The organism is Mesorhizobium sp. MC2-1-1, assembly GCF_057597255.1.
In genome coordinates this window covers 2,862,099-2,887,333 of the sequence record NZ_CP195205.1, presented here as the reverse complement: position 1 = coordinate 2,887,333, position 25,235 = coordinate 2,862,099, and the positions used below count along the sequence as shown (strand labels likewise).

The window sequence follows — 25,235 nt, the reverse complement described above, 5'->3', positions numbered from 1 at the left end:
GACGATCGTCCTCCCAACACGTGGTAGAGGCGATCCTTAGCCGACGGAAGCGAAGATGAGCAAAGACTAAATTTCTTGGCTGCCCCGCTCGCGATTCCCTGAGTTTTTGGAAAATTTCGGCCGGAGGCTATGGCGAAGTCGCCGAGCTAAACGCTACGCACTTTTCCTGGATGCTCTAGCCGGCTCTCAGCCGCGAGCCGCCGAGCAGTCCGCGCTCCTCGAGCACGGGGTAGGCGATCGAGGCAAGCAGCGAGTTGATCTGCTTCAGGTCGCGAATGGTGTCGAGGTGGATCGAGCTCGTCTCGACGCTCTTGGCGGTGCCTTCGCGCAGGCGCAGGAAATGGCTGGCGCTGGTTTCCTTCTCGCGCTCGCGCAGCAGGTCCTTTTCCAGCACCAGTTGTCTCGCGGTCTCCGGATCGCGCGAGACCAGGACATTGAAGGCAAGGTGCGCGTTGGCCAGCACCGAGGCATGGAAGGCGCAAAGCTCCTGCCAGCCCTCAGGCGTGAATTCCAGGCCCCGCTCAAGCTTCTTCCTGACATGAACCAGCATGTTGCGCACGATGATGTCGCCGACCTGCTCCAGCTTGACGCAGGCGCCGATAAGTTCCTGGCAGCGCAATGCCTCGTCTTCGGTCAACCGATTCCTGGTGACCCTGGCGAGATAGAGCTTGATTGCGGCGTGCTTCCTGTCGACTCGGTCATCGAGCGCGGCAAGCGCCTTTATCTTGGCAGGGTCGGCATCCTCGTAGAGCTCGATGATGCGCTTCAGCATGATTTCGACTGTCTCGCAGACCCGCACCACCTCACGCGTCGCGTTCGCCAGCGCCTGGCTCGGCGTATCGAGTGCGCTCTCGTTCAGCGCCGACAGCTCGACGACCTCCAGGGCGACAGCCGGTTCAGGCTTACTGCCCAGCGCGACGATCTTTTCGGAAGCTCGATAGACGAGGCCTGCCAGCGGCAGGCCGGCCAGAAGGATCAGAACGTTGAACAGGATGTGGGCGTTGACGATCTGGTCCGGCGCGGTCTTGCCGAGAAAGGCGAGATCCGGCCTGAAGGTCATGATCAGAACCAGCATGATCAGCGAACCGAGGCCGCGCATCAACAGGTTGCCGATCGGCACGATGCGCACTTCCGGCGGCGCCGCCCGCGTCAGCATCGGCGCAATCAGCGATGAGCCAAGGTTGACGCCAAGCACCAGCACGACGCCCAATTCCGGTGTGATCAGTCCGCGCCCCGCCAGCGTCGCCATCAGCAAGACAGCGGCGATACTGGATTGGAACAACCAGGTGATCAGCGCGGCCATCAGATAGGTTGTGATGGAGTCGCCCGAGAAATAATTCATGATCAGCGGCATCAGCGGGCTGTTGCGCAGCGGCTCCGACGCCTGCCCGATCATTTCAAGCGACAGGATCAGCAGGCCGACGCCGATCAGGATACGGCCAAGCTGCCGCCAGTCGCGCCGCTCGGTGGCCATGAACATGACGGTTCCCGCAATCAGGCAAAGCGGCACCAAGAGCGTGAGGTCGAAGGTGAGCAGCTTGACCACCAGCGCCGAACCGATCTCGGCGCCGCGCACGGCCAATTGCCCGGCGGCGCCCGAAACGATGCCTGCCCCGGCGAAGGAGCCTACCAGCAGCGTCACCGCGGTCGAGCTCTGCAACGCGATCGCCAGCCCGCAGCCGGTCAGCACCGCCATGATCGGATTGCGCATGGTGGCGCGCAGCTTGTGGCGCAGCACGTCGCCATAGGCGCGCTCGACGCCGGTCTTCACCATGCGGGTGGCGAACAGCATCAGCGCCACCGCGCCGGCAAGGTGCAGCAGGACTACGGAGCCGCTCACGGCCGTCCTCGAGGAGCGACGCCTGCAACGTGCGAGGGGGTGCGAATCTCAGCCATTTCAGGGTCCGCAATTACACCAATTAAGATTAGCCGAATAATAGATTTTTCTGAGGCGGTGATCGTCTCCGCTCGACTGACCATGTCGGAAATGAAGGGACGGGGCATTGGTCACGCGCGCGTCTCTCGGCGGCGCTTCGTCCCACAAGGTCCGAATGCATCGAGGAACGCGATCCTGGGATGTTGTTGAAAAATTCTTCATAAGCATATGAAATCATTACAGAAATGTAATTCTCTTGTTCAGTTTCGGTTCATCCGCCGACGGTTATCGCTCTGTCCATCGACAACCAAGGAGAACCGACCATGAAGCGTCTCATACTTTCCGCCGTAGCGGCCTCGATGCTGGCCGGCTCGGCCTTCTCGGGCCAGGCCGCGCCGCTTGCCCAGCCGAGCGCGCCGCACTCCAACTACACGCAGGTCGACTGGCAGAAGCCCCACCGTCATGTCGACAAGCGCGTCATCGTCAAAAAGAAGGTGGTGAAGCGCAGCCCTTGGCGCAACGGCCAGCGCTATTCCAATTGGAGGCGCCACCAGCCGGTTCGCGACTGGAACCGCCATGGCCTGCGTCGCCCCGGCTCCGGCCAGGAGTGGATCCGCGTCGGCAACGACTATGTGCTGGTCGGCATCTGGTCGGGCATCATCTTCGGCGCGATCGCGGCGCGGTAATTCAAGGCAATCCAGAAATCGGGAAGGCGGCCACCGGCCGCCTTCTTTTCGTCTGTGAAAAGCGGGTACGATGCGCGGGTCAGAGTCGCCGTACCCGGCCGGTGTGATTATATGAAGGGCAAACGAGTTTCCCGATGCGCTTTCCGCCCGCCTTTCTGGACGAAATACGCGACCGCGTGCCGATTTCATCGGTCGTCGGCACGCGTGTCGCGTGGGACAGAAAAAAGACCAACGCGTCGCGCGGCGACTACTGGGCATGCTGCCCATTTCACGGCGAGAAAAGCCCGTCCTTCCATTGCGAGGACAAGAAGGGCCGTTATCACTGCTTCGGCTGCTCGGTCTCGGGCGACCATTTCAAGTTCCTCACCGAACTCGACGGCGTGAGTTTTCCCGAGGCGGTCGAGAAGATCGCCGAGATGGCCGGCGTGCCGATGCCGGTGCGCAACGAGCAAGAGGAACGGCGCGAGAAGGAACGCGCCAGCCTGACCGACGTCATGGAGATGGCGACCGCCTTCTTCCAGGACCGCCTGCAGAGCGCCGATGGTGCCAAAGCCCGCGCGTACTTGCGCGACCGCGGCCTGACGCCGGCAACGCAGCAATCCTTCCGGCTGGGCTATGCACCCGACAGCCGAAATGCGCTTAAGGAATATCTTGCCGCCAAGGGCGTGCCGAAAGCCGATATCGAGGCCTGTGGGCTGGTGCGGCATGGCGACGACATCCCGGTCTCCTATGACTGGTTCCGCGACCGAATCATGTTTCCGATCCCGGATTCTCGCGGCAAGATCATTGCTTTCGGCGGCCGGGCGCTGGCGCCCGACGCGCTCGCCAAATACATGAACTCGCCCGACACCGAGCTCTTTCACAAAGGCAATGTGCTCTACAATTTCGCGCGCGCCCGAAAGGCGCTCGCCAAGGGCGGCACGGTGATCGCGGTCGAAGGTTATATGGACGTGATCGCGCTGGCGCAGGCCGGTTTCGAGAACGCCGTGGCGCCGCTCGGCACCGCGCTCACCGAGAACCAGCTCGAACTGTTGTGGCGCATGGCGCCGGAGCCGGTGCTGTGCTTCGACGGCGACAAGGCCGGGCTGAAGGCGGCATGGCGCGCCGCGGATCTTGCCCTGCCTTCCGTGCAGGCCGGGCGCTCGGCTCGTTTCGCATTGCTGCCGGAAGGCAAGGACCCGGACGATCTGGTCAAGGCCGAGGGGCCGGACGCGTTCCGGGCGGTGCTGGCGGAAGCGCGGCCGCTTGTCGATCTTTTGTGGATGCGCGAGACCGCCGGCGGGGTCTTTGAGACGCCGGAGCGGCGCGCCGAGCTGGGAAAAAGGCTGGGTGAGCTCGCCAGCCGTATCCGCGACGAGAGTGTACGCTACGAATATCAACAGGTGATGCGCGAGCGTGTGCGGAGTTTCTTCGGCGCCCAACGCGAAGCCAGGCAAGACCCCCGGGTTGGAGGCAGACCAGGAGAGCGCGGCCAGGGCAAGGCCACGGCGCCCGGCGGACAATTCGCCAAGGGCGGAGGCGGCCGCATCGCGATCACCGAGAGCCTCGGTCAGTCGGCGCTGGTCAAGCGGGGTGGCGAGGGCATGTCGGTGCGCGAGGCGACGATCATCGTGGCGCTCGTCAACCATCCGGCGCTCATCGACGAGAATTTCGCGCATGTCGAATTCCTCGACCTGGCCAATTCGGATTTGCGAAAACTCCATGCGGCCATTCTCGACGCCATGGCGCATGACGCGGCTGACGAGCGCGGCGCGGTCATCGCCACCATCGAGCGCGCCGGCTGCGGCGGCATCTGGGAGCGGGCGGTGGAGTTGATCAAGCGCGCCCGGCAGTGGCCGGCGCTCGAAACGGCGGGGCTCGACGACGCCCGCGACGCCTTCAACCAGGCGCTGCACTTGCAGCGCAGCGCCCGCACATTACATAGAGAGCTGAAACAGGCGCAGGCGGCGCTCGATGCGGACCCTTCGGATGAAAACTTCCGGCATCTGGTCGAGATTCAAGCGCAATTCAACGATGTGCAGGCAACGGAAGCGCTGATCGAAGGGTTCGGCGTTTCGTCGGGCAGGGTTGGACGCGTTTAGGCAGGACTGATCCTGGAAATGAAGTGGAAATGCGCAGCGCGTCGAATCGACGCCTCTAAGTCGGGTAATTGATTCGCTTTTTTCATGCGAATCATGCCAGAGGCGCTTGACCTTCTGGCAGATTGGCGGAATCAGGACGATTCGAAACGTTAGCCGTGCCCCGGCGTCGGCGGGAAATTTGAGCGATGTGAGGTACTGGTGATGGCTGGACAGGCAAACTGCCTGCCCCAGATATCAGGGTTAATCTGGACTTAATGCATGTCGCCCAAAAGTGGAAACCGGTTTTTGGGCAACGACGCGCACCGAACAAAGAGATGATGCAGGGCCGGTAGAAGCGTTCCGGCGCGAGCGCATCCGGCAAACCGGTCCGGCAGTTTACGCGGCCTCGATATCGGCCGCTTGGAGACGACAAAGAATGGCGACAAAGGAAAAGGAAGAGGTCGAGACGGAACGCGAAGGCGCCACCGATGGCCCTCTGCTCGACCTTTCCGACGATGCTGTCAAGAAGATGATCAAGGCCGCGAAGAAACGCGGCTATGTCACGCTCGACGAGCTCAACGCGGTGCTGCCCTCGGAAGAGACGGATCCGGACCGCATCGAAGACATCAACGCGATGCTCAGCGACATGGGCATCAACGTCGTCGAGGATGATGAGGTCGGCGAGGAGGCTGAGAGCGAAGCGCCCGCCGATGCCGAGGAAGACGCCAACGAACTCGCCGAGCAGACCGGCACGGCCGTTGCCGCCACCCCCGCCAAGAAAGAGCCCACCGACCGCACCGACGATCCGGTGCGCATGTATCTGCGCGAGATGGGCTCGGTCGAGCTTTTGTCGCGCGAGGGCGAAATCGCGATTGCCAAGCGCATCGAAGCCGGCCGCGAAACGATGATCGCCGGCCTCTGCGAAAGCCCGCTGACCTTCCAGGCCATCATCATCTGGCGCGATGAGCTCAACGAATCGAAGATCCTGCTGCGCGAGATCATCGACCTTGAGGCGACCTATGCCGGCCCCGAGGCCAAGCAGGCGCCCGTGGTCGAGCGTGTCGAGGAAGCGCCCAAGCTCGAAGAGAAGCCGCGCGGCCGCGCGGCGGCGCGTGAGGAAGAAGACGACATCACCAATGTCGGCGGCGACATGCGCGGGCTCGAGGAAGAGGAAGACGACGAGGACGAGGCGAGCCTCTCGCTGGCCGCGATGGAAGCGGAACTGCGCCCGCAGGTGATGGAGACGCTCGACGTCATCGCCGACACCTACAAGAAGCTGCGCAAGCTGCAGGACCAGCAGGTAGAGAACCGCCTGGCCGCCGCCGGCACGCTCTCGCCCAGCCAGGACCGCCGCCTGAAGGAGCTGAAGGACCAGCTGATCAAGGCGGTGAAGTCGCTGTCGCTCAACGCCGCGCGCATCGAGGCCCTGGTCGAGCAGCTCTACGACATCAACAAGCGCCTGGTGCAGAATGAGGGCAAGCTTCTGCGGCTGGCCGAAAGCTATGGCGTGCGCCGCGAGGAATTCCTCAAGGAATATCAGGGTTCCGAACTCGATCCGAACTGGACGCGCTCGATCGCCAATTTGACCTCGCGCGGCTGGAAGGAATTCACCAAGAACGAGAAGGACACGATCAAGGAACTGCGCGCCGAGATCCAGAACCTCGCCACCGAAACGGCGATCTCGATCCTGGAATTCCGCAAGATCGTGAACCAGGTGCAGAAGGGCGAGCGCGAGGCCGCGATCGCCAAGAAGGAGATGGTCGAGGCGAACCTTCGGCTGGTCATCTCCATCGCCAAGAAATACACCAACCGCGGCCTGCAGTTCCTGGATCTCATCCAGGAAGGCAATATCGGCCTGATGAAGGCGGTCGACAAGTTCGAGTACCGCCGCGGCTACAAGTTCTCGACCTACGCCACCTGGTGGATTCGGCAGGCCATCACCCGCTCGATCGCAGACCAGGCGCGCACCATCCGCATTCCGGTGCACATGATCGAGACGATCAACAAGATCGTGCGCACCTCGCGCCAGATGCTGCACGAGATCGGCCGCGAGCCGACGCCTGAGGAACTGGCGGAAAAGCTCGCCATGCCGCTGGAAAAGGTGCGCAAGGTCTTGAAGATCGCCAAGGAGCCGATCTCGCTCGAAACCCCCGTGGGTGACGAGGAGGACTCGCATCTGGGCGACTTCATCGAGGACAAGATGGCGATCCTGCCGATCGATGCGGCGATCCAGGCCAATCTGCGCGAGACGACGACGCGGGTGCTGGCTTCGCTGACGCCGCGCGAGGAGCGTGTTCTGCGCATGCGTTTCGGCATCGGCATGAACACCGACCATACGCTGGAGGAAGTCGGCCAGCAGTTTTCGGTGACGCGCGAACGTATTCGCCAGATCGAAGCCAAGGCGCTGCGCAAGCTCAAGCATCCGAGCAGGTCGCGCAAGCTGCGAAGCTTCCTCGACAGCTGAGCGGAAACGCAGACCTACCACAATCCAAAGGGCGCCTCCGGCGCCCTTTTTTGCATTTGCGCCCACCTGACATACCGCCTTGCCGGGTTTGCCCGACAGGAGGATAATTCGGGGTCGGATGCATTGTGGGCGACAAGCCGGATGCCCGCCCCGGCGTCGGCCGTCAATGGCCAGGCGCCCGCACCGTGGCCCCGTGAGGAGGTGTGCCATGACAACCTACATCGTGCTTATCAACTGGACCGAACTGGGAGCCAGGAATGTGCGGGAGTCGCCGAAACGGCTCGATGCCGCCAAGAAGCTGCTGGGGGAGATGGGCGGCTCGTTCAAATCGTTCTATCTGACCATGGGCGAATGCGACATGGTCGCCGTCGTCGAAGCCCCGGACGATGCGGTGCTCGCCCGTTTCGCGCTGATGCTGTCCTCGGGCGGCAGCGTCAGGACGCGGACGATGAAGGCATTTCCGGAATTGGCTTACCGCGAGATCATCAGCTCGCTTGGATGACGCGCCGGAGCAGCCTGGCCGATCGGTCACATTGCGGCGCCAAGACGGGTCGTCGATAGTCGGATTATGTCCGCACCCCTGCTGACCGTCTGGTACAACACGCGCTGTCCGGTGTGCGACGCCGGCATCAACCGCCAGGGGCGTCGGCTGGTGGAGGCGGTCAAGGCCGGCCGCGTCGAGTTCCGCGACATCAATCTCCAACCCGAAGCGCTCTCCGCCTTCGGCGCCTCGCTGGAGGATATCCGCCGCCGACTGCATGCGACCGATAGCGAAGGGCGCTTGCTGGTCGGCGCCGACGTGGCAGTCGCGCTCTGGCGGCTCACGCCGGGCGAGGGGTGGCTGGCGCCCCTGTTCGGCAATCCCGTCGCGCTGCCGCTGACGCGCTTTGCCTATGACCGTTTCGCGGACCTCCTCTATGCCTGGAACCGGCGCAAGGGCCACTGGTAGGCGTCACTCCACTTCTCAAATCGCCACGGCGCTAGGCCTTGGCGCATTCTGCGATGCATCGTAAGATATATCTTGACTCCGTAGGCGACGCTCCTTACTTAAGATGTATCGTAAGATATATGTCAAGGAGCAATCCATGCACAGACATAACCAATCAGGACACAATCATTTCGGCGAGCGCATGTTCATGCATATGGCCGGCAAATTCGGCGGCAGAGGGAGCGGCGGCTTCGGGCCTTTCGGCCATGGCGGCAGGGGCGGCGGCCGCGGCGGACGCGGCGGCCCAGGCGACATGTTCCGCGCCGGGCGCATGCTTGCTGACGGCGATCTCAAGCTGATCACGCTTTCGCTTTTGGCCGACGCGCCGCGCCACGGCTACGACATCATCAAGGCGCTGGAAGAGCGCACGAGCGGCGTCTACAGCCCGAGCCCGGGCGTGGTCTATCCAACCCTGACCTTCCTGGAGGAGGCGGGCTACGCGGTGTCGTCCAGCGAAGGCAACAAGAGGGTGTTTTCTATCACCGAGGCCGGAAAGGCACATCTCGGTGAGAACCGCGAGATGATCGAGAGCGTGCTCGACCATCTCGAGCGTTTCGGCCGCAAGATGGCCGCGGCGCGCGAATGGTTCGGCTGGGGCGATGACAGCGAGGACGGCGGCCGGCGCGGCCGTTCGGAAACGCACGACCGGTTCCGGGCGCTGCGCCACCGGCTGCGCGCCGCGCTCGGCGATATTGCCGACGCCCCGGACGACAAGCAGGCCGAGGCGATCAGCATTCTCGAAGACGCGGCCGAGGCGATCGAGGCATTGGCTCGGCGCTAAGGCGCCCTGAACCCGGTCAATTCAACGAAAAGCCCGGAGCGATCCGGGCTTTTCTCTTGTCGCGGACCTGCCTGAATCGGCCAATCCTTTCCGACATGCTCGCTCATCAGCTTTCGTTGCGCGCCTTCTCGATCGTGGCGGTGCGCGGCCGCGATCCGCTTTCCGGCGCGGCACTTGACCATGTCCACCAAGCAGCTGGTCAGCACGAATACGCCTCCAGCTGCGACTTGATCAGGCTAGGCGCCGGGTCCGCCCCCAAGGCGTCAACGACGTTCATAGCCTCAGCATTACGGAAATGCACATTGCCTAGACCGATGTTGAACGCTGTTCAAAGAGTGCCGGAAATAGTAGATGCAGGTTAGTGGCATGCATCCGGACCGGCTGACCGGATTCGCAAGACAAGCAAAGGATAAAGTTTGGCGCTCGACAAGCAAGAGATGAGCGAGAAGGTCCTCGCCATTGCCGAGGCGCTGCTCAATGAGGGCGGTGCCGAGAACCTGAAGGCGCGCACCATCGCCGAGCAGGCCGGCATCTCGGTGGGATCGGTCTACAATCTGTTCGCCGATCTCGACGAGGTGCATCGCGCCGTCAACATGCGGCTGCTCGACCGGCTCGGCGCCACAGGCCTGGCGGCGATGGCCGAACTCGAAAGGCAAGGGGTGACCGATGTCCGGCGTCGCATCCTGGCGATGGCCGCCGCCTATGTGCGCTTCGTCGAGGCGCATCCCGGCAGCTGGCCGGCGGTGCTCGCCTTCAACCGGCGACGCGCGACGCGGCCCGGCCCGGACGCCTATGACGCGCTGCTCGACGCACTTTTCGACATCGTCGCCGGCGTCCTCAAGGCAGGCGATTTCGGCCTCGACGACGATCGCCGGGCGCTTGCGGCGCGGACCTTGTGGTCAAGCGTGCATGGAATCGTGACCAGCGGTTATGTCGCCAATACCAACAGCCGGCAGGCCGAGGAGATATGGCATCAGATCGAGCTACTCGTCGGCGTTTTCGTCAAGGGGCTGGAACACGGCGGCGCATTCGCGCATGCTGAGGCAGAGTCCGAATGAGCAGGGCGCCCTGAGAGGGTGCCCGCGCGAATGGAGTTTTGAGAAATGTCTTTTCTGAAGAAGCTTTTTGGCGGTGGCGGTAGCGAGACGACCGAGACCGGCTCCGCCAAGCCGGCCAAGCAGGTCGAACACAAGGGATTCCTGATCAGTGCGACGCCCTACAAGGCCGACGGCCAATACCAGACCTGCGGCGTCGTCTCGAAGGAAGTGGACGGCGTGATGAAAGAGCACCGCTTCATCCGCGCCGACCGCTTCGCCGGTCTCGACGACGCCGTCGACATTTCGATCAAGAAGGGCATCCAACTCGTCGACGAGCAGGGCGAGCGGATGTTCGGCTAGCGGTGCAGGCTCCGGCTCCGCCCGTCAACTTTTCATCATCAGAACGCGACCTTGTCGCCGCCCTTGAGCTGCAGGATCTGGCGCGCTTCGTCGGGCGTGGCGATCGAGGCGCCGACGCCTTCGATGATCTGGCGGACCTTGGTCACCTGCTCGGCGCTGGAGCGGGCGAGCTTGCCCTTGCCGATCCACAGCGAGTCCTCCAGGCCGACGCGCACATTGCCGCCAAGCGCAATCGCCTGCGTGGCGATCGGCAATTGATGGCGGCCAGCGCCCAGCACCGACCAGTGGTAGTCGGTGCCGAACAGGCGGTCGGCGGTGCGCTTCATATGGGCGACGTCCTCCGGGTGCGTGCCGATGCCGCCGAGGATGCCAAACACGCTCTGGACGAAGAACGGCGCCTTCACCAGGCCGCGCTCGACGAAATGCGCCAGCGTGTAGAGATGGCCGATGTCGTAGCACTCGATCTCGAAGCGTGTGCCGTTGTCGGCGCAGGTGCGCAATATGTGCTCGATGTCGCCGAACGTATTGCGAAAGATGCGGTCGCGCGAGGATTCCAGATAAGGCCGCTCCCAGTCATGCTCGAAGGTCTTGAAGCGTTCCAGCATCGGGAACAGCGCGAAATTCATCGAGCCCATGTTGAGCGAGGCGACCTCCGGCGCGAACACCTTCGCTGGTCTGACGCGTTCCTCCACGCTCATCGTCGCGGCACCGCCGGTGGTGATGTTGACGACGCAGTTGGAGCGCTGCTTGATGACCTGCAGGAAAGGCGCGAAGGCCTCGGTCGACTGGTCGGGGCGTCCATCGACCGGATTGCGCGCATGAAGGTGGACGATCGCGGCGCCCGCCTCGGCCGCCTCGATGGCCGCGGTGGCGATCTCTTCCGCCGTGACCGGCAGATGCGGCGACATTGACGGGGTGTGGATCGAGCCCGTTACGGCGCAGGTTATGATGATCTTGTTCTGGTTCGCCACTTATGATCCTCGATCTCTTCGCTATTTGACCGCGCCTATTTGACCGCGCCTTGGGTGATGCCGGAGATGAACTGCTTCGACAGCACGATATAAAGCAAGGTAATCGGCAGCGCCGCCAGTGTCAGCCCGGTGAACAGCACCCCCCAGTCGGTGGTGAATTCGCCGACGAACACGGTCAGCCCTTGCGGCAGTGTCTTCAAATTGTCGGACGTGATCAGGACCAGGGGGAAGAAAAAGTCGTTCCAGATTGGCACCGCGTTCTGGATCGCCACAATCACCAGCGCCGGCCGCGCCAACGGCAGCATGATCGACCACATGATGCGGAACTCGCTGGCGCCATCCATGCGGGCGGATTCCTCCAGCTCGCGCGGCAAGGTGCGCAGGAAGCCGGTCATGATGAAGACGGCCGAGGGAATGCCCATGGCCACATAGACCAGCACAAGGCCGAGATAGCTGTCGACGAGGCCGAGCGTGTCCAATTGGATGAACAGCGGGATGATCGCCAGCTTCAGTGGCACCGTCATGCCGCTCAGGAAGAACATCAGGACCAGAGAGCTCAGCCGGAACCGATAGCGGGCGATGGCATAGCCAGCGAGCGTGCTGAACAGGAGGATCAGCGCGACCGAGGCCGCGGTGATACCGACCGAGTTTGCCAGATAGCGGACGAAATTGGTCTCGGTCCAAACCTTCTCCAGATTGGCGGTCGAGAAGTGCGTCGGCAGCGAGAGCGGCGAGGAAAAGATCTCGGCGTTGGTCTTGAACGACGACGTCACCATGACGAACAGCGGATAGACCATGATGACCGCATTGACCGCCAGCAAGAGCTGGATGGCGCCATTCCTGATCGTCTCGCCGCGATCCCTCACTGCTCGATCTCGCGGCGGCGCAGGTAACGCAGGGCTATTGCCGTGACGGCGGCGACGAAGACGAACATCAGCACGGCGAGCGCGCTGCCCTGGCCGAAATCCTGGATCCCGGTGGTCGTGCTGCCGAAGGCCGTGCGGTAGAAATAGAGGCCGAGTACGTCAGTCGAGCCGCCCGGCGACCCGGTCAGGCCGGCCATGACATAGGGGATCTCGAACCAGTTGAAGCTGCCGATGAAGGTCAGGATGGTGACGATGGTGACGCTCGGCGCGATCAGAGGCCAGACGATCTTGGTCATTAGCGCGTAGTCGCCGGCGCCGTCGAGGCGGGCTGCCTCCAGCACGTCCTTGCTGATGCGCTGCATGCCGGCGAGCAGCACAAGCGTCGGAAAGCCCAGCCAGTGCCAGATGTTGGCGAAAAGGATGCTGCCCAGCGCGGTGTTTTCGTTGCCGAGCCACGGGATGGCGCCGATGCCGACCAGGCCAATCAGCTGGTTCACCAGCCCGAACAGCGGATGCAGGAACAGCTTCCACAGGAAGCCGACGATCACCGCCGACAGCACCACCGGCAGGAAGACGATGACCTGATGGACGCGATGTCCCGGCAGCGCCTTGAGCAGCGCGAAGGCGATCAGGAAGGCAGTGCCGTTCTCGAAGACCATCAGCGCCAGGAAGGCGACGACGTTGTGCTTCAGCGCATTGTAGGTCCAGTCGCTGTACGGCTTTTCGAACAGGACCTGGCGGAAATTTTCAAGTCCGATGAAACCGGACGGCCGCAAGCCGTTGAATTCATAGAAGGCGAGGCGGAAGGCCGACAGAAGCGGCCACAGCACGAACAGCACCATGACCATCAGCGCCGGCGTCAGCAGAGCGGCGATCCAGAGCGACCGGCGCCACGGAAAAGATCTTTCGCTGTGGCGCGGGCCGTCCCTCATTTCACTTGCCCTGGAATGGCTTGTACCATTTGGCGAGGCCGTCGGTGAGGTCGGCGGCAAGCTGGTCCGGCGTGATCGAGCCTGACATCATCTTGGTGATGTCGCCCTGCAGCAGTTCCGATCCCGTCGGCTTCTCGAAGCGGAAATAGACGACATTGATATGCGGCATCGCCGTCTCGTTCAACTTTGCGACATGCGAGAGAAGCTCGTCCTTGATTACGACGCCCTTGATCGGCGAGATGTTGCCGAGAAGCGCGGAGAACTTGTCGCCGAACTCCTTGGTGCCCATCCAGTTGACCAGCTTGAGCGCGGCTTCCTTGTTGGCCGACTTGGCATTGACCGCATAGCCGCCGTCGAAGAATTTCGTGGCTTGCGGCGTGTCGCCGGCCTTGGCCAGCGGCGGGGCGACGAAGTCCATGTTGATGGCGGGGTTCTGCGACCGGTAGGTGGCGATGTCGAAACTGCCGCCGGCAAGCATCGCCGCCTTGCCGCTCAGGAACAGCTGCCCCGCCGTCTCATAGTCGATGCCTTCGAAGCCGTCGGGCATATAGGGGCGCAATTCGAGCAGCTTGCCGAGTGCCGCGACATAACGCGGATCCTTGAAGGTGGTCTTGCCGCTGGTCAGGTCGCCGACGAAGTCCTGGCCGAGGAATGGATTGGTGAAGATGGCCACGAACATCTCGTTGAACCAGCTCGTCCCCATGCCGTTGGCCAGCGGATAGATGCCCTTTTCCTTCAGCGCCTTGCTGACGGTGATGAATTCGTCCCAGGTTGTCGGCGGCGTCAGGCCGGCCTTGGCGAAGACGTCCTTGTTGACGAACAGGCCAAGCGTCTGCGAGGCGAAGGGCAGCGAATAGACCTTCTTGTCGGCGCGGTAGGTGCCGGACACCAGCGCATCCGCCGGCTGATTGGCGAGCGACGGCACGGTCGCCATATCCAGCGGCTCGAAATAGCCGGCCTTCACGAACTGCTCTAGCCAGCCATAGGCGTGGGTGTGGATGACGTCGCCGCCCTTGCCGCCGGCCAGCGCCGTCGAGACGATGGTCGGGTAATTCTCGTCCGGGAAGGACTCGAACTTCACGTGGATGTCCGGATTGGCCTTGGTGAAGTCGGCGAAGAGCTCGTTGTAGGCGGCCTTGTCTTCCTGGCGCCAGGTCCAGAACGAGATGTCGGTGGCATGCGCCACGCTTGATGCGAATCCCCATGCGAAAGAGGCGGCCGCGAGGGCCAGGCCGATCCTTCTCCTGCTCATCTTCGTGATCTCCAATTCAGCGCTTCATGCGCTTTGACGGGATTAATCAAATCATAGTTCTTGCCGTCTGGAAAGATAGTTTGTAAAGTTTCCTAACTAATATAATTGCAACGTTGCACGGGCTTTGGTAGCCCGTCCGGCGAGAGGGATGTTCGTGGATCAGAAGCTGTTGGCGGGCGTGGACATAGGCGGCACCAAGACGCGCATCATGGCGCGCCGGGGCAGCAGCGTACTGTTCGACAAGACGCTCGTGACCGACGAGTGGCGCATCCGCCAGATGGAGGCTGACGCGGCGAAACTCTCGTCCATCGTCAAGGATCTGTGCGGCGGCTTGGCCCCAGCCGCCATGGCCGTCGGCGCGCATGGCTGCGATACCGACGAGCAATGCCGGCGTTTCCAAGCGCTGCTCGCAGCCAATCTGCAGACGAGCGTGCACGTGGTCAATGACGCGGAGCTGATGGTGCCCGCCGCCGGTTATATCGACGGCATCGGCGTCGTCGCCGGCACCGGGTCGATCGCGGTCGCGCGCACGGCCGAGGGCAGGATGCTCGCCGCCGGCGGTTGGGGCTGGATCCTGGGCGACGAGGGCAGCGCTGCCGCGCTTGTGCGCGAAGCCGCCAAGGCGATCCGCCGCGCGCTCGATCGCGGCCAGGAGGGCGATCCGCTGATTGCCATGCTGATGCGCGAAATCGGGACCGACGATCAGACCAAGCTCGGCATATCTCTCAACGAGACGCGGGGTGCGGCGGCTTGGGGCCGCTACGCCAACGCCGTCTTCGATGCGGCAAATGCCGGTTCGCCGCTCGCTTCGCGCGTCATCAAGGAAGGCGGGGAGGGACTTGCCGCGCTCGTGCAACTGCTGATCGAACGCGGCGCCAATGCTTCGCTGGTCGTTGCCGGCGGCGGCGTCATTGCCGAGCAGCCGATGCTGATGGACGCTTTCGTCGAGGCCATGGCGTCGGTATCGCCGGCAAGCCGTGTGATGCTGCTGCGCGAGCCGCCGGTGATCGGAGCCGTGGCGCTGGCCGCCCGCCTTGTCGCGGGCGAGGCTCGGTCCCGCGGCCGCGCATAAGTGAACGCCGATGTTGATGGAGTATCGAAGATGAAGCGTGTCGGTTACCGCCCGGCGGTGTCACGCCAGGCCGAAAGCCTGGAAGTCGGCAGGCAGGCCGTGGCGCGGGCGCTCGACACTTTGGACCTGTCGGGTTTTGCCGAGGGCACGATCGGCTTCGCCGGCATCGGCGCCAGCTACCAGGCGGCGCTTGCCGGCGCGTTCTATCTGCGCCAGTCCGGCAGGCGGGCTTCCGCCTTCGTGCCGACCGAACTCTATGGCCGGACGGATGCGGCGGCGGATGCCTTTGTCGCTCTGTCGGCCTCCGGCCAGAGCCGGGAGATTGCCGACGTGATGCTGGAGGCGAAAGCCTATCCGCGTCTTGCCATCTGCCGCGGTGCCGACAATCCGTTGGCCGACATCACCGGCGCGGTGATCGCGATGGGATCGGGCGCCGACAACGGCGCAAGTTCGACCGGCTATACCGGGACCCTGCTCGCGCTTGGCATGTTGGTCGACAGGATCGCCGGCGGTTCCTTCGACTGGGCGCAACTCCCCCCGGCGGTCGAGCGTCTGCTGGCCAATGGGTGGGAGGGCACCGTCCAAGCGGCAAGGCTGCTGGCTGGTCGGGGCGCAATCGATATTGTAGGGGCCGGCATCGGCTTTGCCAATGCGGGCGAAGCGTCGATGCTGATCCGCGAGGCGGTCCGGGTTCCCGCCTCCGGCTGGGACACGCTGAACTATCTGCATGGCCCGATGGAATCGCAGGACGCGGCCACTGGCCTGATCGCCTTCGGCGTGGACCGCGAGGTCAAAATCGCGCAGGACGTCGCCGGCTTCGGCTGCCCCTCGGTGCTGATCACGCGACGGACCGACATCGTCGCCACTGAAAGGCTCGCTGTGATCGCCATCTCGGCGGTGGGCAATGCGATGGCGGACGGCATCCTTGAGATCATCGCGCTGCAGATGATCGTCGCAGACATGCAGGATGCGGCCGGCCTCACCGACATCACCTTCCGCTACCGGCAGACCGACACCAAGCTGAAGCCCTGGTCGCCGACGGAGCTTTAGCTTTCTCTCGGCCGTCGGGTGCCCCCCACTCACCAGGGTATTCGCGCAATGCGCCGAAACGCATCACAATGGCAATTGTCGCGGTTGATTCGTGATATGCGATCCGCCGCAGCCGGCCGAGCGCCGAGAGGATGAAGGCGGAACAAGCGTCGCAGATGGCTCCATCCGAAATCCCCAACCTGACGGAAAGCGCCCGCGCCGTGCTGCGCCTGCTGGCCTCGCAAGGGCCGGTGACGCGGCCGAAGCTCGGCTCGATGCTGGAACTCTCCAAGCCGACCATGTCGGCCGCTGTTTCCGAGCTCAGTGCGCTCGGCCTCGTCGCGTCGCGCGGGACGGAGCGCGGCGCCATCGGGCGGACCGCCACCATCTATGGCATCGGTCCCGGCGCCGGCTATGTGATCGGCATCGATGTCGGCGCCGCGCAGGTGCGCGCCGTCGCCTATTCGATGGATGCCCAGCCCCTGGCGACGGTGGAGGAGAGCATCCCGGAAGGGGCGACCACCGATGAGATCGGCGCGGTTGTCCTGTCGGTCGCCAAGTCAATCCCGGCAAAGGTCGGCAAGACTTTCCGGATCCTGCGCAGCATGGCTGTCGCGGTGCCGCGCATCGTCTCGCAAAGCCGCCTCGGCAATGGCCTGGGCAACGGCCCGGACGCCGTGCTCCACACTCTTCGCCGCAAGATCGACGTGCCGATCATCCTGGAGAACAACGTCAATTGCGCGGCGATCGGCGAAATGCATTTTGGCGCGGCGCAGGGCCACCGGACCTTTGCCTTCCTGCAGGTCGGCGTGCGGGTCGGTCTCGGTCTCATCAATGAAGGCCGGCTGTTTCGCGGCGCGGGCGGTGCTGCCGGCGAAGTCGGCCGCATGCCCTTTCCATGGTCGGCCAGCGAAGTGCCTTTCCGCGAAGGGCTAGAGCACTATCTGGGCTCCCGCGCGCTGGTCGAGCGCAGCCGGCAGTCCTGGCCGGCGGAAGAAGGAACGCCGCCGAACTCGGCCAAGGAATTGTTCGCGCTGGCGCTGGCCGGGTCGCGTCCGGCTGCCGAGGCGGTGTCGCGTCATGCCGCCGACATCGGCCGGCTCGCGGCCGGCTGCATCGGCATGCTCGATCCGGGGCTGATCGTGCTTGGCGGCGGCGTCGGGCGCAATACGCTGATGACGGCCGAGGTCGAGCGTGTTGCCGGCGAACTGGCCTGGCCGACGCCGATCGCCGTCAGCACGCTGGAAGACGTTGGCACAGCGCTCGGCGCCATGAAGCTGGCGCTGGATTACAGCCTTGGGCTGATCCTGCGCGAGGACCGCCATCCGGCCGTGGTGCTGCCGCCGCTGTAGCAGCCGATTGTCGGGGCGAAATCCAAGGGAGCGAAACGCAAAAAGAGGCAGGCGCTGGCGGGCGCCTACCTCGTTCATTTCCGGCGTCGGCGATCAGGCCGCTACGGCGATCTGTTCCGCATTCGTGGCGGCAGCGATCGCATTGACTTTCGCGGTGGCCTTGGCAAGCGCGGCGGTGACGGCGTCAGCGCCCATGCCGACGCCCTCTACACGGATGACCTCAACATCAGTCATGCCGAGAAAGCCAAGCACGGTGCGGAGATACGGAACCGCATGGTCCATCTGCACCGCGGCGCCTTCCGAATAGATGCCGCCGGAAGCAAGCACGATATAGACCTTCTTGCCCTGGACGAGGCCTTTCGGCCCGTTTTCGCCGTAAGCAAAGGTCTTGCCCGAGCGGGCGACGTGGTCGACCCACGACTTCAACGTCGAGGAGATGTTGAAGTTGATGAAGCCGGTGGCGAGGATCACGGTGTCGGCGGCAAAAAGCTCTTCGAGCACGGCGTCGGAAACGCCGACGACTTCTGCTTGGCGCGCCGTACGGGCTTCGGCCGGCGTGTAGATGCCCGTGGCGTAATCAGGGTCGATATGCGGCAGCGGGTTGGCAACGAGATCGCGCACGACAAGCGTGTTGGATGGGTCAGCGGCAACGAGCTTGCGGGCGAGATCGGTGGCCACGCGGGTCGAGTGCGAAGCGGCGCCGCGAGGGCTCGAGGTAACGAGGAGAATGGACATGGCGGTATCCCTTGGGGTTGGAATGAAACTTTCCCCGCCAATATGGGTTTGTTGCCATATCAGGATAACTGGTATAATAAATATACGATCCATCAACAAAATGGATAGGTAGGACGTGCAGCCGAACCCGACCTTGGACCAGCTCCAAATCCTGGTGGCGGTGGCCGATACCGGCAGCTTTTCGGCCGCAGGGCGCAAGCTCAACCGGGCGCAGTCGGTGGTGAGCTACGGCATTGCCAATCTGGAAGCACAGCTCGGGCTGAAGTTATTCGACCGCGAAGGCGTGCGCGAGCCGCAGCTCACCGATGTCGGCAAGGCGATGCTCGAGGACGCGCGGCGAATGATCGGCGTCCTGCAACGCATCCGCTCGCGCGCCGACGGCTACCGGCAAGGGCTTGAAGCGGAGGTAGCGGTGTCGGTGGACGTGGCGCTGCCTTCGCCCGCACTGGTGCGCGTGCTCAAGGCCTTCGAGGCCCAGTTCCCCGCGGTGGCGCTGCGACTGTACATCGGCTCGCTCGGCCTGATCGTCGACCAGGTCGTCAACGGCCAATCGGATCTCGGCTTTGGCGGACTGCAAGGCGATGCCGACGTCACTCTGCTGCGCATCGGCTTCACATCGATGGTGCCCGCGGCGGCGCCCGACCACCCCCTGGCCAAACTGCCGAAACCGGTTGCCGTCGAAGACCTGCGCGAGCACATCCAGCTCGTCGTCTCCGACCAGTCGGAGCGGACGCGCGGGCGCGACTATGGCGTGTTTGCCTATCGGACCTGGCGATTGACGGATGTGCGCACCAAGCATGCGCTGATGCGCGAAGGCCTCGGCTGGGGCGGCCTGCCGCGCTGGCTGATCGCCGATGATCTCGCCAGCGGCCGGCTGGTCGAACTCGACCTGGAGCCCTATCGCGAGGTGCGCTCGCCGCTCTATGCCATGCACAGGGCCGACCGCAGTCCGAAACCCGCGGCATCCTGGCTGATCGACGAGTTCAAGCGGCAGCTTGGCTGCTTCAACGAGATGGAGCCGGGCGTGTGGACGGAGGAGGGGCCGGAGACAAGCCGTCCATGAGCGCGATCAGCACCGCGCGGTAATCCGCGCCGGACGCGCCCGCCTCGATGGCAAGAGCCGCCCGGTCGAAGGCGGCCGCCAGCAGGGCGGTCAGTGCCTCGGCCGGCAATCTGGTCATCGCTTGCGCCCGCATCGCGGCGACCAGGCCTTCGCGCAGCGAGCGGTTGCCGTGGCGGTTGTCGATCTCGTCCATGGCGGCGCGCCCGAGCACCGCGGGTCCGTCGAGCAGCAGAAGCCGTGTGCGGCCGGGCGCCCGCATTGCGGCCAGATAGGCGTCCGATCCAGCGATCAGCGCCTCGCGCGCGGACAGCGAGGGCGGGGAGGCATGGTCGATCTCCGCCGCCACCGCAGCCGCCTCCTGCTCGACGACCGCCGCGAACAGCGCCTGCTTGTCGGCGAAGTGGTGGTAGAGCGCGCCGCGCGTGACGCCGGCCGCGGCGACGATCTCCGGCGTGCCGGTCTCGGCATAGGATTTTTCCGTGAACAGCTTTCGCGCGGCGCGGATCAGATCGGCGCGCGTCGCCTCGGTGCGGTCGCGGTTGGAGCGGCGTCCGGACTCCTGTTGCATACATGCAGCCTGTATGTTATTTGCACTTACATGCAGACTGTATGTTGGATGAGAGGAGAAGGAAAGATGAAGACGACAAGCTATTATCCGGTGCTGATGACGGATGATGTCCCGGGCACGGCGGCCTTTTACGTTGAGCATTTCCGCTTCAAGCCGCTCTTCGAGAGCGGCTGGTATGTACACCTGCAGTCAGACGAGGACAGTCGCGTCAATCTGGGCATCGTCCAGGGCGACCATGAGACGATACCGCAAGAGGGGCGGGGGCGTGCATCCGGCCTGCTGATCAATTTCGAGGTCCGCGATCCTGATACCATCTATGACCGCGTCGTCGCCGCCGGCCTGCCGATCCTGCGCAGCTTGCGCGACGAACCTTTCGGCCAGCGCCATTTCATCACCAGGGACCCCAATGGCGTGCTGATCGATGTCATCAAGCCGATCCCGCCAAGCGAAGAATTCCTGGCGCAATACGCCGAAGGAGCGGCCGGAACATAGGCCGCCCGACAGCTCTCAATTCGTCCGCGCCACCGGCGTCACCGTCACCTGGCTGACGCCGGTGCGGCGCACGACGGTGCAGAGCGTCTCGCGGCCGATACGTTCGGCATCGAGCATGCGCACAAGGTCGTCGACCCCTGTCACTGGCCGGGCGTCTATTGCCGCGATGATGTCTCCCTCCTTTAGCCCGGCCTTGGCCGCCGGACCGTTCTTCTCGACGCTGCGCAGGCGCACCGCCGTGTTCGTGGTCACCTGCGACAGGAGCGCCGCCCGGCGCGGCAGGTTTGTGGTATCGGCGGAAACGCCGATGAAGGCGCGCCGGACACGGCCGAAGCGGATGATCTCGGAGATGACGAAGTTGGCGGTGTTGGAGGCGACCGCGAAGGCGATGCCCTGCGCGCCATGGATCATGGCTGTGTTGACGCCAATCACTTCGCCCGCTGACGACACCAGCGGCCCGCCCGAATTGCCGGGATTGAGCGCGGCATCGGTCTGGATGACGTCGTCGATCAGGCGCCCGGTCGAGGCGCGCATCGAGCGGCCGAGCGCTGAGACGACGCCGGCGGTGACGGTCCATTCGAAGCCGAGCGGGTTGCCGATGGCGATCGCGATCTGGCCGCGGCGCAGACGTTTGGAATCGCCGAGCGGCGCGATATCGCCGAAATTGCCGTCGGCGCGCACAAGCGCGATGTCTGTGTCGGGGTCGCGGCCAAGCACGTGGCCTTCGCGCGAAGCGCCGTCCGGCATCGTCACGCGCACGGCGCGCGCATCGCCGACGACATGGAAATTGGTGACGACCAGCCCGTCCTGCGCGATCACGAACCCGGAGCCATGGCCGGCGGCGCCAATGCGCTCGATGCGGCAGACCGCCGGGCCGATGCGGTCGACTGCGTCGGCGACACTTGACGAATACGAATCGAGCAGAGCGTCGTCAGATGGACGTTTTTCGGCGGCGATGGCCATCGGCGGGCTCCCGTATGATCTTGCGGAAATGATGACTATATGTGCGGAGCGGTCGCGATTGCCGCGACCTGACCATATGGCCAGTCCGGCCGGCGACTAGCCGTCAGGCGAGTACCCCTGAAGGCGTTACGGAGCGATATCTGGGTCACCGAACCCAGGAGACAGTCTTATGAGCGACTTCAACCTCAGTGCCTTTTCCGACGCGATCGCTGATGTCGCGGCGGCCGCTGCCCCGGCGGTGGCGAGTTTCGTCACGCATCATCACCGCACCGCGAGCGCTTTCCACTGGCGCGATGGCTTCTTCGTCACCGCCGAGGAAGCGGTTGAGGCCGGTGAGGAGGTCGAATTGACGCTGGCCTCGGGGGAAGCCGTGAAGGCTGAGCTTGTCGGCCGCGATCCTTCGACGGGCGTTGCGTTGCTGAAGCCGGCTTCCAGCGCTGCCGGCTTGCCGCAGCTGGCTCAGGCCAATGCCGTGCGGCCCGGCAATCTGGCAATCGCAGCCGGTAACAGTGACGGCGCCGCGCTTGCGGTGTTCGGCACGGTCGGCGAGGTCGGGCCGGCCTGGCGCTCGATGCGCGGCGGCACAATCGACCGGCGTATCAACCTTGCCATCAACACCGGCGGGCGATTCGAGGGCGGGCCGGTGCTCGACGCCAAGGGCAGTTTGATCGGCATGCTCCTGTTCGGGCCGCGCCGGCGCGCGCTGGTGATGCCCTACGAGACGATCGAGCGCGCTGTCGCGACGCTGCGCGAAAAGGGCCATGTCGCGCGCGGCTATCTCGGCGCCGGGCTGCACCCGATCCGCAACGGCGACACAAAAGGCGCCATGGTGATGAGCCTGGACGATAGCGGCCCGGCCAAGGCCGCCGGGCTGCATGTCGGCGACATAGTCGTGGCCTGGAACGGCGAGGCCGTGCATGGGCCGCGCGAGCTTATCCGCAAGCTCGGGCCGGACAGCGCCGGCACCACCGTGACGCTCAGTATCTCGAGCGGTGGAGCGCAGCGCGACGTTTCGATCACCATCGGCGAAAAGCCGCTGAGCTGAGACGGCAATGGCGAGCAGCGCGGCACAAAGAACTGCGAGACCGGAGCCGGCAAATCACCGGCTGACGGTGCTTGTCGCGCTCGCCGATGCCCAGCACGCCGAGCAGCTTGCCGATGCGCTGGCCGAGATCGACGATCTTGCGCCGGCTTTGGCCGGAAGCGGCCTCGGCCAGATGGCGGATGTCGCCATCGCCGATGAGGCCGGCCTGGAGGTCGTCAGTTCGGCCACGCCCGTCGTTCTGCTTTCGTGGCGAGCGGGCAGCGGGCAGGCGGACAATGTGCTCGCCGTGCTGCCTGCTTCCGCCGACGACCTGCTGATCGCCGCTGCGGCGCGATTGGCGGCCTCGGGCTACCGCGTCGGCAAGGCGGCGCCGCCAGAGATCGTGCATGGCGATTTCCACGATGACGAGCTTGCCGGCGAAGAGTCGCCTGACGACAACCAGCCTCGCCCGGCCTTGTCGCCGCGCGAGGCGGAGGTGCTGGCGCTCTTGGCCGAGGGTGCGCCTAACAAGGTCATTGCCCGGCGGCTAAACATTTCCGTGCACACGGCGAAGTTCCACGTCGCTGCCATCCTGATCAAGCTTGGCGCCGCGAACCGCACCGATGCGATCGCGATTGCGATGCGGCAGGGGCTGGTGCTGGTCTAAGGGTCACTTGATATTCAGGTGATGCCGACCTGCGAATGCTGGCTTCCTGCGCTTCCGGTGCTCACATACTTCAAGCACGCTCCGCTCCGGTTTTCGGAAGTCACCATTCTCGACTCGGCCTGACCTGAATCTCAAATGACCTCCTCCGGTGCCTCCAAAGTTTCCTACAGTACGCAACGTAAACGTTTCGACCGCTTTGGGCTCTTGCGCCGCGGCCGTGCGCCGCGCAATTTGCCTCCACATCGAGGCGGGAGGCGAAAGATGTCGCTCAACGGAAAGACGCTGTTCATCTCGGGCGGATCGCGCGGCATAGGGCTTGCGATCGCGCTGCGGGCGGCGCGCGACGGCGCCAATGTGACCATCGCGGCCAAGACCGCCGAGCCGCACCCGAAGCTGCCGGGCACCATCTACACCGCGGCCGGGGAGATCGAGCAGGCGGGCGGCAAGGCGCTGCCTGTGCTTTGCGACATTCGCGACGAGGCACAGGTCGCCGATGCGGTGGCCAAGACGGTGGAACGGTTCGGCGGCATCGACATCTGCGTCAACAATGCCAGCGCCATCCAACTCACCGGCACACTCGAGACCGACATGAAACGCTACGATCTGATGCACCAGATCAACACGCGCGGCACGTTCCTGGTCTCCAAAATGTGCATTCCGCACTTGAAGTTGGCAAAGAACCCTCACATCCTGAATCTGGCGCCGCCGCTCGACATGAAGGCCAAGTGGTTCAAGAACCATGTCGCTTACACGATGGCCAAGTTCGGCATGTCGATGTGCACCTTGGGTATGAGCGCGGAGTTCGCCAAGGACGGCATCGCGGTGAACTCGCTGTGGCCGATCTCGACCATCGACACGGCCGCGGTGCGCAATCTTCTCGGCGGCGCGACAGTGGCTGCGATGAGCCGCTCGCCCGACATCATGGCGGATGCTGCGCATGCGATCTTCCTGCGCCCGTCGCGTGAGGCGACCGGCAATTTCTACATCGACGAAGAGGTGCTGCGCGCCGAAGGCATGACGGACTTTTCGGTATACGCGCCGGGCGCGGCCGATCAGCTCGCGGGCGACTTTTTCGTCCCTGACGAGGTGTTTGCGAATTCGCAGACGAAAGTCAAAAGGATCTACTGACGGAGCGGCGCCTCAATCCGTCTCGGCCTTCTTGTCCTTGGCCAGCGCCATGACCCGGTCGATATAGGCCAGCATCAGCGCCGAGACGACGAAGGCGAGGTGGATGATCGTCAGCCACATCAGCTGGTCGGTCGTGTAGGATACGGAATTCAGGAACACCTGCAAAAGGTGGATGGAGGAGATGGCCACGATGGTTGATGCGACCTTGACCTTCAGTGAGCCGACATCGATGGTGCCCAACCAATGGACCTCGCCGTCCTGCTCGTCGAAGCGGCTGACGAAATTCTCGTAGCCCGAAATGATCACCATCACCACCAGCGAGGCGACAAGTGCCGCGTCGATCAGACCCAGCATCTTCAGGATCGTATCCGTGTCGCCGAGCGTGAAGGCGCTCATGACGAACTCATAGAGCTTCTTGCCGAAAGACAGCGCGTAGATCGCCAGCGCCACGCCGAGCCCGAGATAAAAGGCGACCAGCAGCCAGCGCGACGCCAGGATGACGGATTCGATGGCGAGTTCGAGACGCTTCATGAGGGGCTCCGGCCAAAATTCTTCAGGCCGTATTTCGTCTGGATGAGGATGGTTTTCAAGACAAAAAGCCCCGCCGGAGAGGGGATCCGGCGGGGCTCAGTGTGTCCCGCTGGAGTCGGGACAGGGCAGGGAACGCCCTGTCCAGAATCTGGGTGCCGCAATGCGGCGATTCAATGAGCAGAGCCTGCCAATCAGGACAATTCTTCTTGAGCCGGCCAGGAAGGAAGGTCCGTCGAAGCGGTCGGGCCGCGATTTTGCGCGGTGATTCCGAAAATCCGGGCAGAAACTTGAAATCAAAGGCTAAACGCGTCGCGCTGAGGCTGATTCAGCGCGACGCG

25 protein-coding genes are annotated in these 25,235 nt (G+C 64.0%); 16 read left to right on the top strand and 9 right to left on the bottom strand.

Annotated features, from left to right (window positions below):
* Nucleotides 1–175 precede the first annotated feature (175 nt).
* Complete coding sequence (locus ACR64R_RS14335) at nucleotides 176–1,840, bottom strand: Na/Pi cotransporter family protein (RefSeq protein ID WP_487362261.1); 1,665 nt, start codon at nucleotides 1,838–1,840, stop codon at nucleotides 176–178.
* 359 nt (nucleotides 1,841–2,199) lie between these two features.
* Here ACR64R_RS14335 and ACR64R_RS14330 point away from each other — a divergent pair, with 359 nt between their 5' ends.
* The 8 genes from ACR64R_RS14330 (at nucleotide 2,200) to ACR64R_RS14295 (ending at nucleotide 10,252) form a co-directional block, all read left to right on the top strand.
* Nucleotides 2,200–2,562 carry an RcnB family protein gene (locus ACR64R_RS14330; RefSeq protein WP_487362260.1) on the top strand — a complete coding sequence of 121 codons (363 nt, stop codon included), beginning with the start codon at nucleotides 2,200–2,202 and terminating at the stop codon, nucleotides 2,560–2,562.
* Nucleotides 2,563–2,696: 134 nt separating this feature from the next.
* Entirely contained in the window at nucleotides 2,697–4,643 is a 1,947-nt protein-coding gene (gene dnaG, locus ACR64R_RS14325) for a DNA primase (protein ID WP_487362259.1), read from the top strand.
* A gap of 415 nt (nucleotides 4,644–5,058) precedes the next feature.
* Nucleotides 5,059–7,086 carry an RNA polymerase sigma factor RpoD gene (rpoD, locus tag ACR64R_RS14320; RefSeq protein WP_487362258.1) on the top strand — a complete coding sequence of 676 codons (2,028 nt, stop codon included), beginning with the start codon at nucleotides 5,059–5,061 and terminating at the stop codon, nucleotides 7,084–7,086.
* A gap of 208 nt (nucleotides 7,087–7,294) precedes the next feature.
* On the top strand, nucleotides 7,295–7,588 hold the full coding sequence (locus ACR64R_RS14315) for a GYD domain-containing protein (protein WP_487362257.1): 294 nt from the start codon (nucleotides 7,295–7,297) through the stop codon (nucleotides 7,586–7,588).
* A gap of 66 nt (nucleotides 7,589–7,654) precedes the next feature.
* Nucleotides 7,655–8,035: a thiol-disulfide oxidoreductase DCC family protein gene (locus ACR64R_RS14310; RefSeq protein WP_487362256.1), complete on the top strand. Its 381-nt coding sequence runs from the start codon at nucleotides 7,655–7,657 to the stop codon at nucleotides 8,033–8,035.
* Nucleotides 8,036–8,171: 136 nt separating this feature from the next.
* Nucleotides 8,172–8,855, top strand: a complete 684-nt coding sequence (locus tag ACR64R_RS14305) for a PadR family transcriptional regulator (RefSeq protein WP_487362255.1) — start codon at nucleotides 8,172–8,174, stop codon at nucleotides 8,853–8,855.
* Between the two features lie 437 nt (nucleotides 8,856–9,292).
* Nucleotides 9,293–9,913 (top strand): TetR/AcrR family transcriptional regulator, encoded by a 621-nt coding sequence (locus ACR64R_RS14300; RefSeq protein ID WP_487362254.1) that lies wholly within the window; start codon nucleotides 9,293–9,295, stop codon nucleotides 9,911–9,913.
* A gap of 45 nt (nucleotides 9,914–9,958) precedes the next feature.
* Entirely contained in the window at nucleotides 9,959–10,252 is a 294-nt protein-coding gene (locus ACR64R_RS14295) for an HlyU family transcriptional regulator (protein WP_487362253.1), read from the top strand.
* A 38-nt stretch (nucleotides 10,253–10,290) separates the two neighbouring features.
* Here ACR64R_RS14295 and kce read toward each other — a convergent pair whose 3' ends face one another.
* Genes kce through ACR64R_RS14275 form a run of 4 tightly spaced genes read right to left on the bottom strand, consistent with a single transcriptional unit; the run spans nucleotide 10,291 to nucleotide 14,273 of the window.
* Nucleotides 10,291–11,223, bottom strand: coding sequence for a 3,5-dioxohexanoate:acetyl-CoA acetone transferase (gene kce, locus ACR64R_RS14290; RefSeq protein ID WP_487362252.1), 933 nt, complete (start codon nucleotides 11,221–11,223; stop codon nucleotides 10,291–10,293).
* Between the two features lie 35 nt (nucleotides 11,224–11,258).
* Nucleotides 11,259–12,089, bottom strand: coding sequence for a carbohydrate ABC transporter permease (locus ACR64R_RS14285; protein WP_487362251.1), 831 nt, complete (start codon nucleotides 12,087–12,089; stop codon nucleotides 11,259–11,261).
* The gene (locus tag ACR64R_RS14280; protein ID WP_487362250.1) at nucleotides 12,086–13,021 is read right to left on the bottom strand and encodes a carbohydrate ABC transporter permease; all 936 of its coding nucleotides are present in this window, start codon (nucleotides 13,019–13,021) and stop codon (nucleotides 12,086–12,088) included. Before ACR64R_RS14280 ends, ACR64R_RS14285 begins: the two co-directional genes overlap by 4 nt.
* 1 nt (nucleotide 13,022) lies before the next feature.
* Nucleotides 13,023–14,273, bottom strand: coding sequence for a sugar ABC transporter substrate-binding protein (locus ACR64R_RS14275; protein ID WP_487362249.1), 1,251 nt, complete (start codon nucleotides 14,271–14,273; stop codon nucleotides 13,023–13,025).
* Nucleotides 14,274–14,421: 148 nt separating this feature from the next.
* Here ACR64R_RS14275 and ACR64R_RS14270 point away from each other — a divergent pair, with 148 nt between their 5' ends.
* The 3 genes from ACR64R_RS14270 (at nucleotide 14,422) to ACR64R_RS14260 (ending at nucleotide 17,726) form a co-directional block, all read left to right on the top strand.
* Complete coding sequence (locus tag ACR64R_RS14270) at nucleotides 14,422–15,345, top strand: BadF/BadG/BcrA/BcrD ATPase family protein (RefSeq protein WP_487362248.1); 924 nt, start codon at nucleotides 14,422–14,424, stop codon at nucleotides 15,343–15,345.
* A 30-nt stretch (nucleotides 15,346–15,375) separates the two neighbouring features.
* Entirely contained in the window at nucleotides 15,376–16,395 is a 1,020-nt protein-coding gene (locus tag ACR64R_RS14265) for an SIS domain-containing protein (RefSeq protein ID WP_487362247.1), read from the top strand.
* A 155-nt stretch (nucleotides 16,396–16,550) separates the two neighbouring features.
* Nucleotides 16,551–17,726: an ROK family transcriptional regulator gene (locus ACR64R_RS14260; RefSeq protein WP_487362246.1), complete on the top strand. Its 1,176-nt coding sequence runs from the start codon at nucleotides 16,551–16,553 to the stop codon at nucleotides 17,724–17,726.
* A 93-nt stretch (nucleotides 17,727–17,819) separates the two neighbouring features.
* Here the strand turns inward: ACR64R_RS14260 and ACR64R_RS14255 are convergent, their stop codons facing one another.
* A complete protein-coding gene (locus ACR64R_RS14255; RefSeq protein ID WP_487362245.1) occupies nucleotides 17,820–18,461 on the bottom strand; it encodes an FMN-dependent NADH-azoreductase in 642 nt (213 codons plus the stop codon).
* Nucleotides 18,462–18,576: 115 nt separating this feature from the next.
* Here ACR64R_RS14255 and ACR64R_RS14250 point away from each other — a divergent pair, with 115 nt between their 5' ends.
* Nucleotides 18,577–19,524, top strand: a complete 948-nt coding sequence (locus tag ACR64R_RS14250; protein WP_487362244.1) for a LysR family transcriptional regulator — start codon at nucleotides 18,577–18,579, stop codon at nucleotides 19,522–19,524.
* On the opposite strand, the gene ACR64R_RS14245 is transcribed toward ACR64R_RS14250, so the two are convergent.
* Nucleotides 19,466–20,092: a TetR/AcrR family transcriptional regulator gene (locus tag ACR64R_RS14245; protein ID WP_487362243.1), complete on the bottom strand. Its 627-nt coding sequence runs from the start codon at nucleotides 20,090–20,092 to the stop codon at nucleotides 19,466–19,468. The two genes, ACR64R_RS14250 and ACR64R_RS14245, sit on opposite strands and share 59 nt — an antisense overlap.
* Nucleotides 20,093–20,158: 66 nt before the next feature.
* On the opposite strand from ACR64R_RS14245, the gene ACR64R_RS14240 reads away from it, so the two are divergent.
* Nucleotides 20,159–20,584, top strand: coding sequence for a VOC family protein (locus ACR64R_RS14240; protein ID WP_487362242.1), 426 nt, complete (start codon nucleotides 20,159–20,161; stop codon nucleotides 20,582–20,584).
* A gap of 15 nt (nucleotides 20,585–20,599) precedes the next feature.
* Here the strand turns inward: ACR64R_RS14240 and ACR64R_RS14235 are convergent, their stop codons facing one another.
* Complete coding sequence (locus ACR64R_RS14235; protein WP_487362241.1) at nucleotides 20,600–21,547, bottom strand: S1C family serine protease; 948 nt, start codon at nucleotides 21,545–21,547, stop codon at nucleotides 20,600–20,602.
* 169 nt (nucleotides 21,548–21,716) lie between these two features.
* Here ACR64R_RS14235 and ACR64R_RS14230 point away from each other — a divergent pair, with 169 nt between their 5' ends.
* The 3 genes from ACR64R_RS14230 (at nucleotide 21,717) to ACR64R_RS14220 (ending at nucleotide 24,366) form a co-directional block, all read left to right on the top strand.
* Nucleotides 21,717–22,592, top strand: a complete 876-nt coding sequence (locus tag ACR64R_RS14230; RefSeq protein ID WP_487362240.1) for a S1C family serine protease — start codon at nucleotides 21,717–21,719, stop codon at nucleotides 22,590–22,592.
* Nucleotides 22,593–22,599: 7 nt separating this feature from the next.
* Nucleotides 22,600–23,238 carry a response regulator transcription factor gene (locus ACR64R_RS14225; RefSeq protein ID WP_487362239.1) on the top strand — a complete coding sequence of 213 codons (639 nt, stop codon included), beginning with the start codon at nucleotides 22,600–22,602 and terminating at the stop codon, nucleotides 23,236–23,238.
* Between the two features lie 261 nt (nucleotides 23,239–23,499).
* The gene (locus ACR64R_RS14220) at nucleotides 23,500–24,366 is read left to right on the top strand and encodes an SDR family oxidoreductase (protein WP_487362238.1); all 867 of its coding nucleotides are present in this window, start codon (nucleotides 23,500–23,502) and stop codon (nucleotides 24,364–24,366) included.
* Nucleotides 24,367–24,378: 12 nt separating this feature from the next.
* Here the strand turns inward: ACR64R_RS14220 and ACR64R_RS14215 are convergent, their stop codons facing one another.
* Nucleotides 24,379–24,897 (bottom strand): TIGR00645 family protein, encoded by a 519-nt coding sequence (locus ACR64R_RS14215; protein ID WP_487362237.1) that lies wholly within the window; start codon nucleotides 24,895–24,897, stop codon nucleotides 24,379–24,381.
* Nucleotides 24,898–25,235 lie beyond the last annotated feature (338 nt).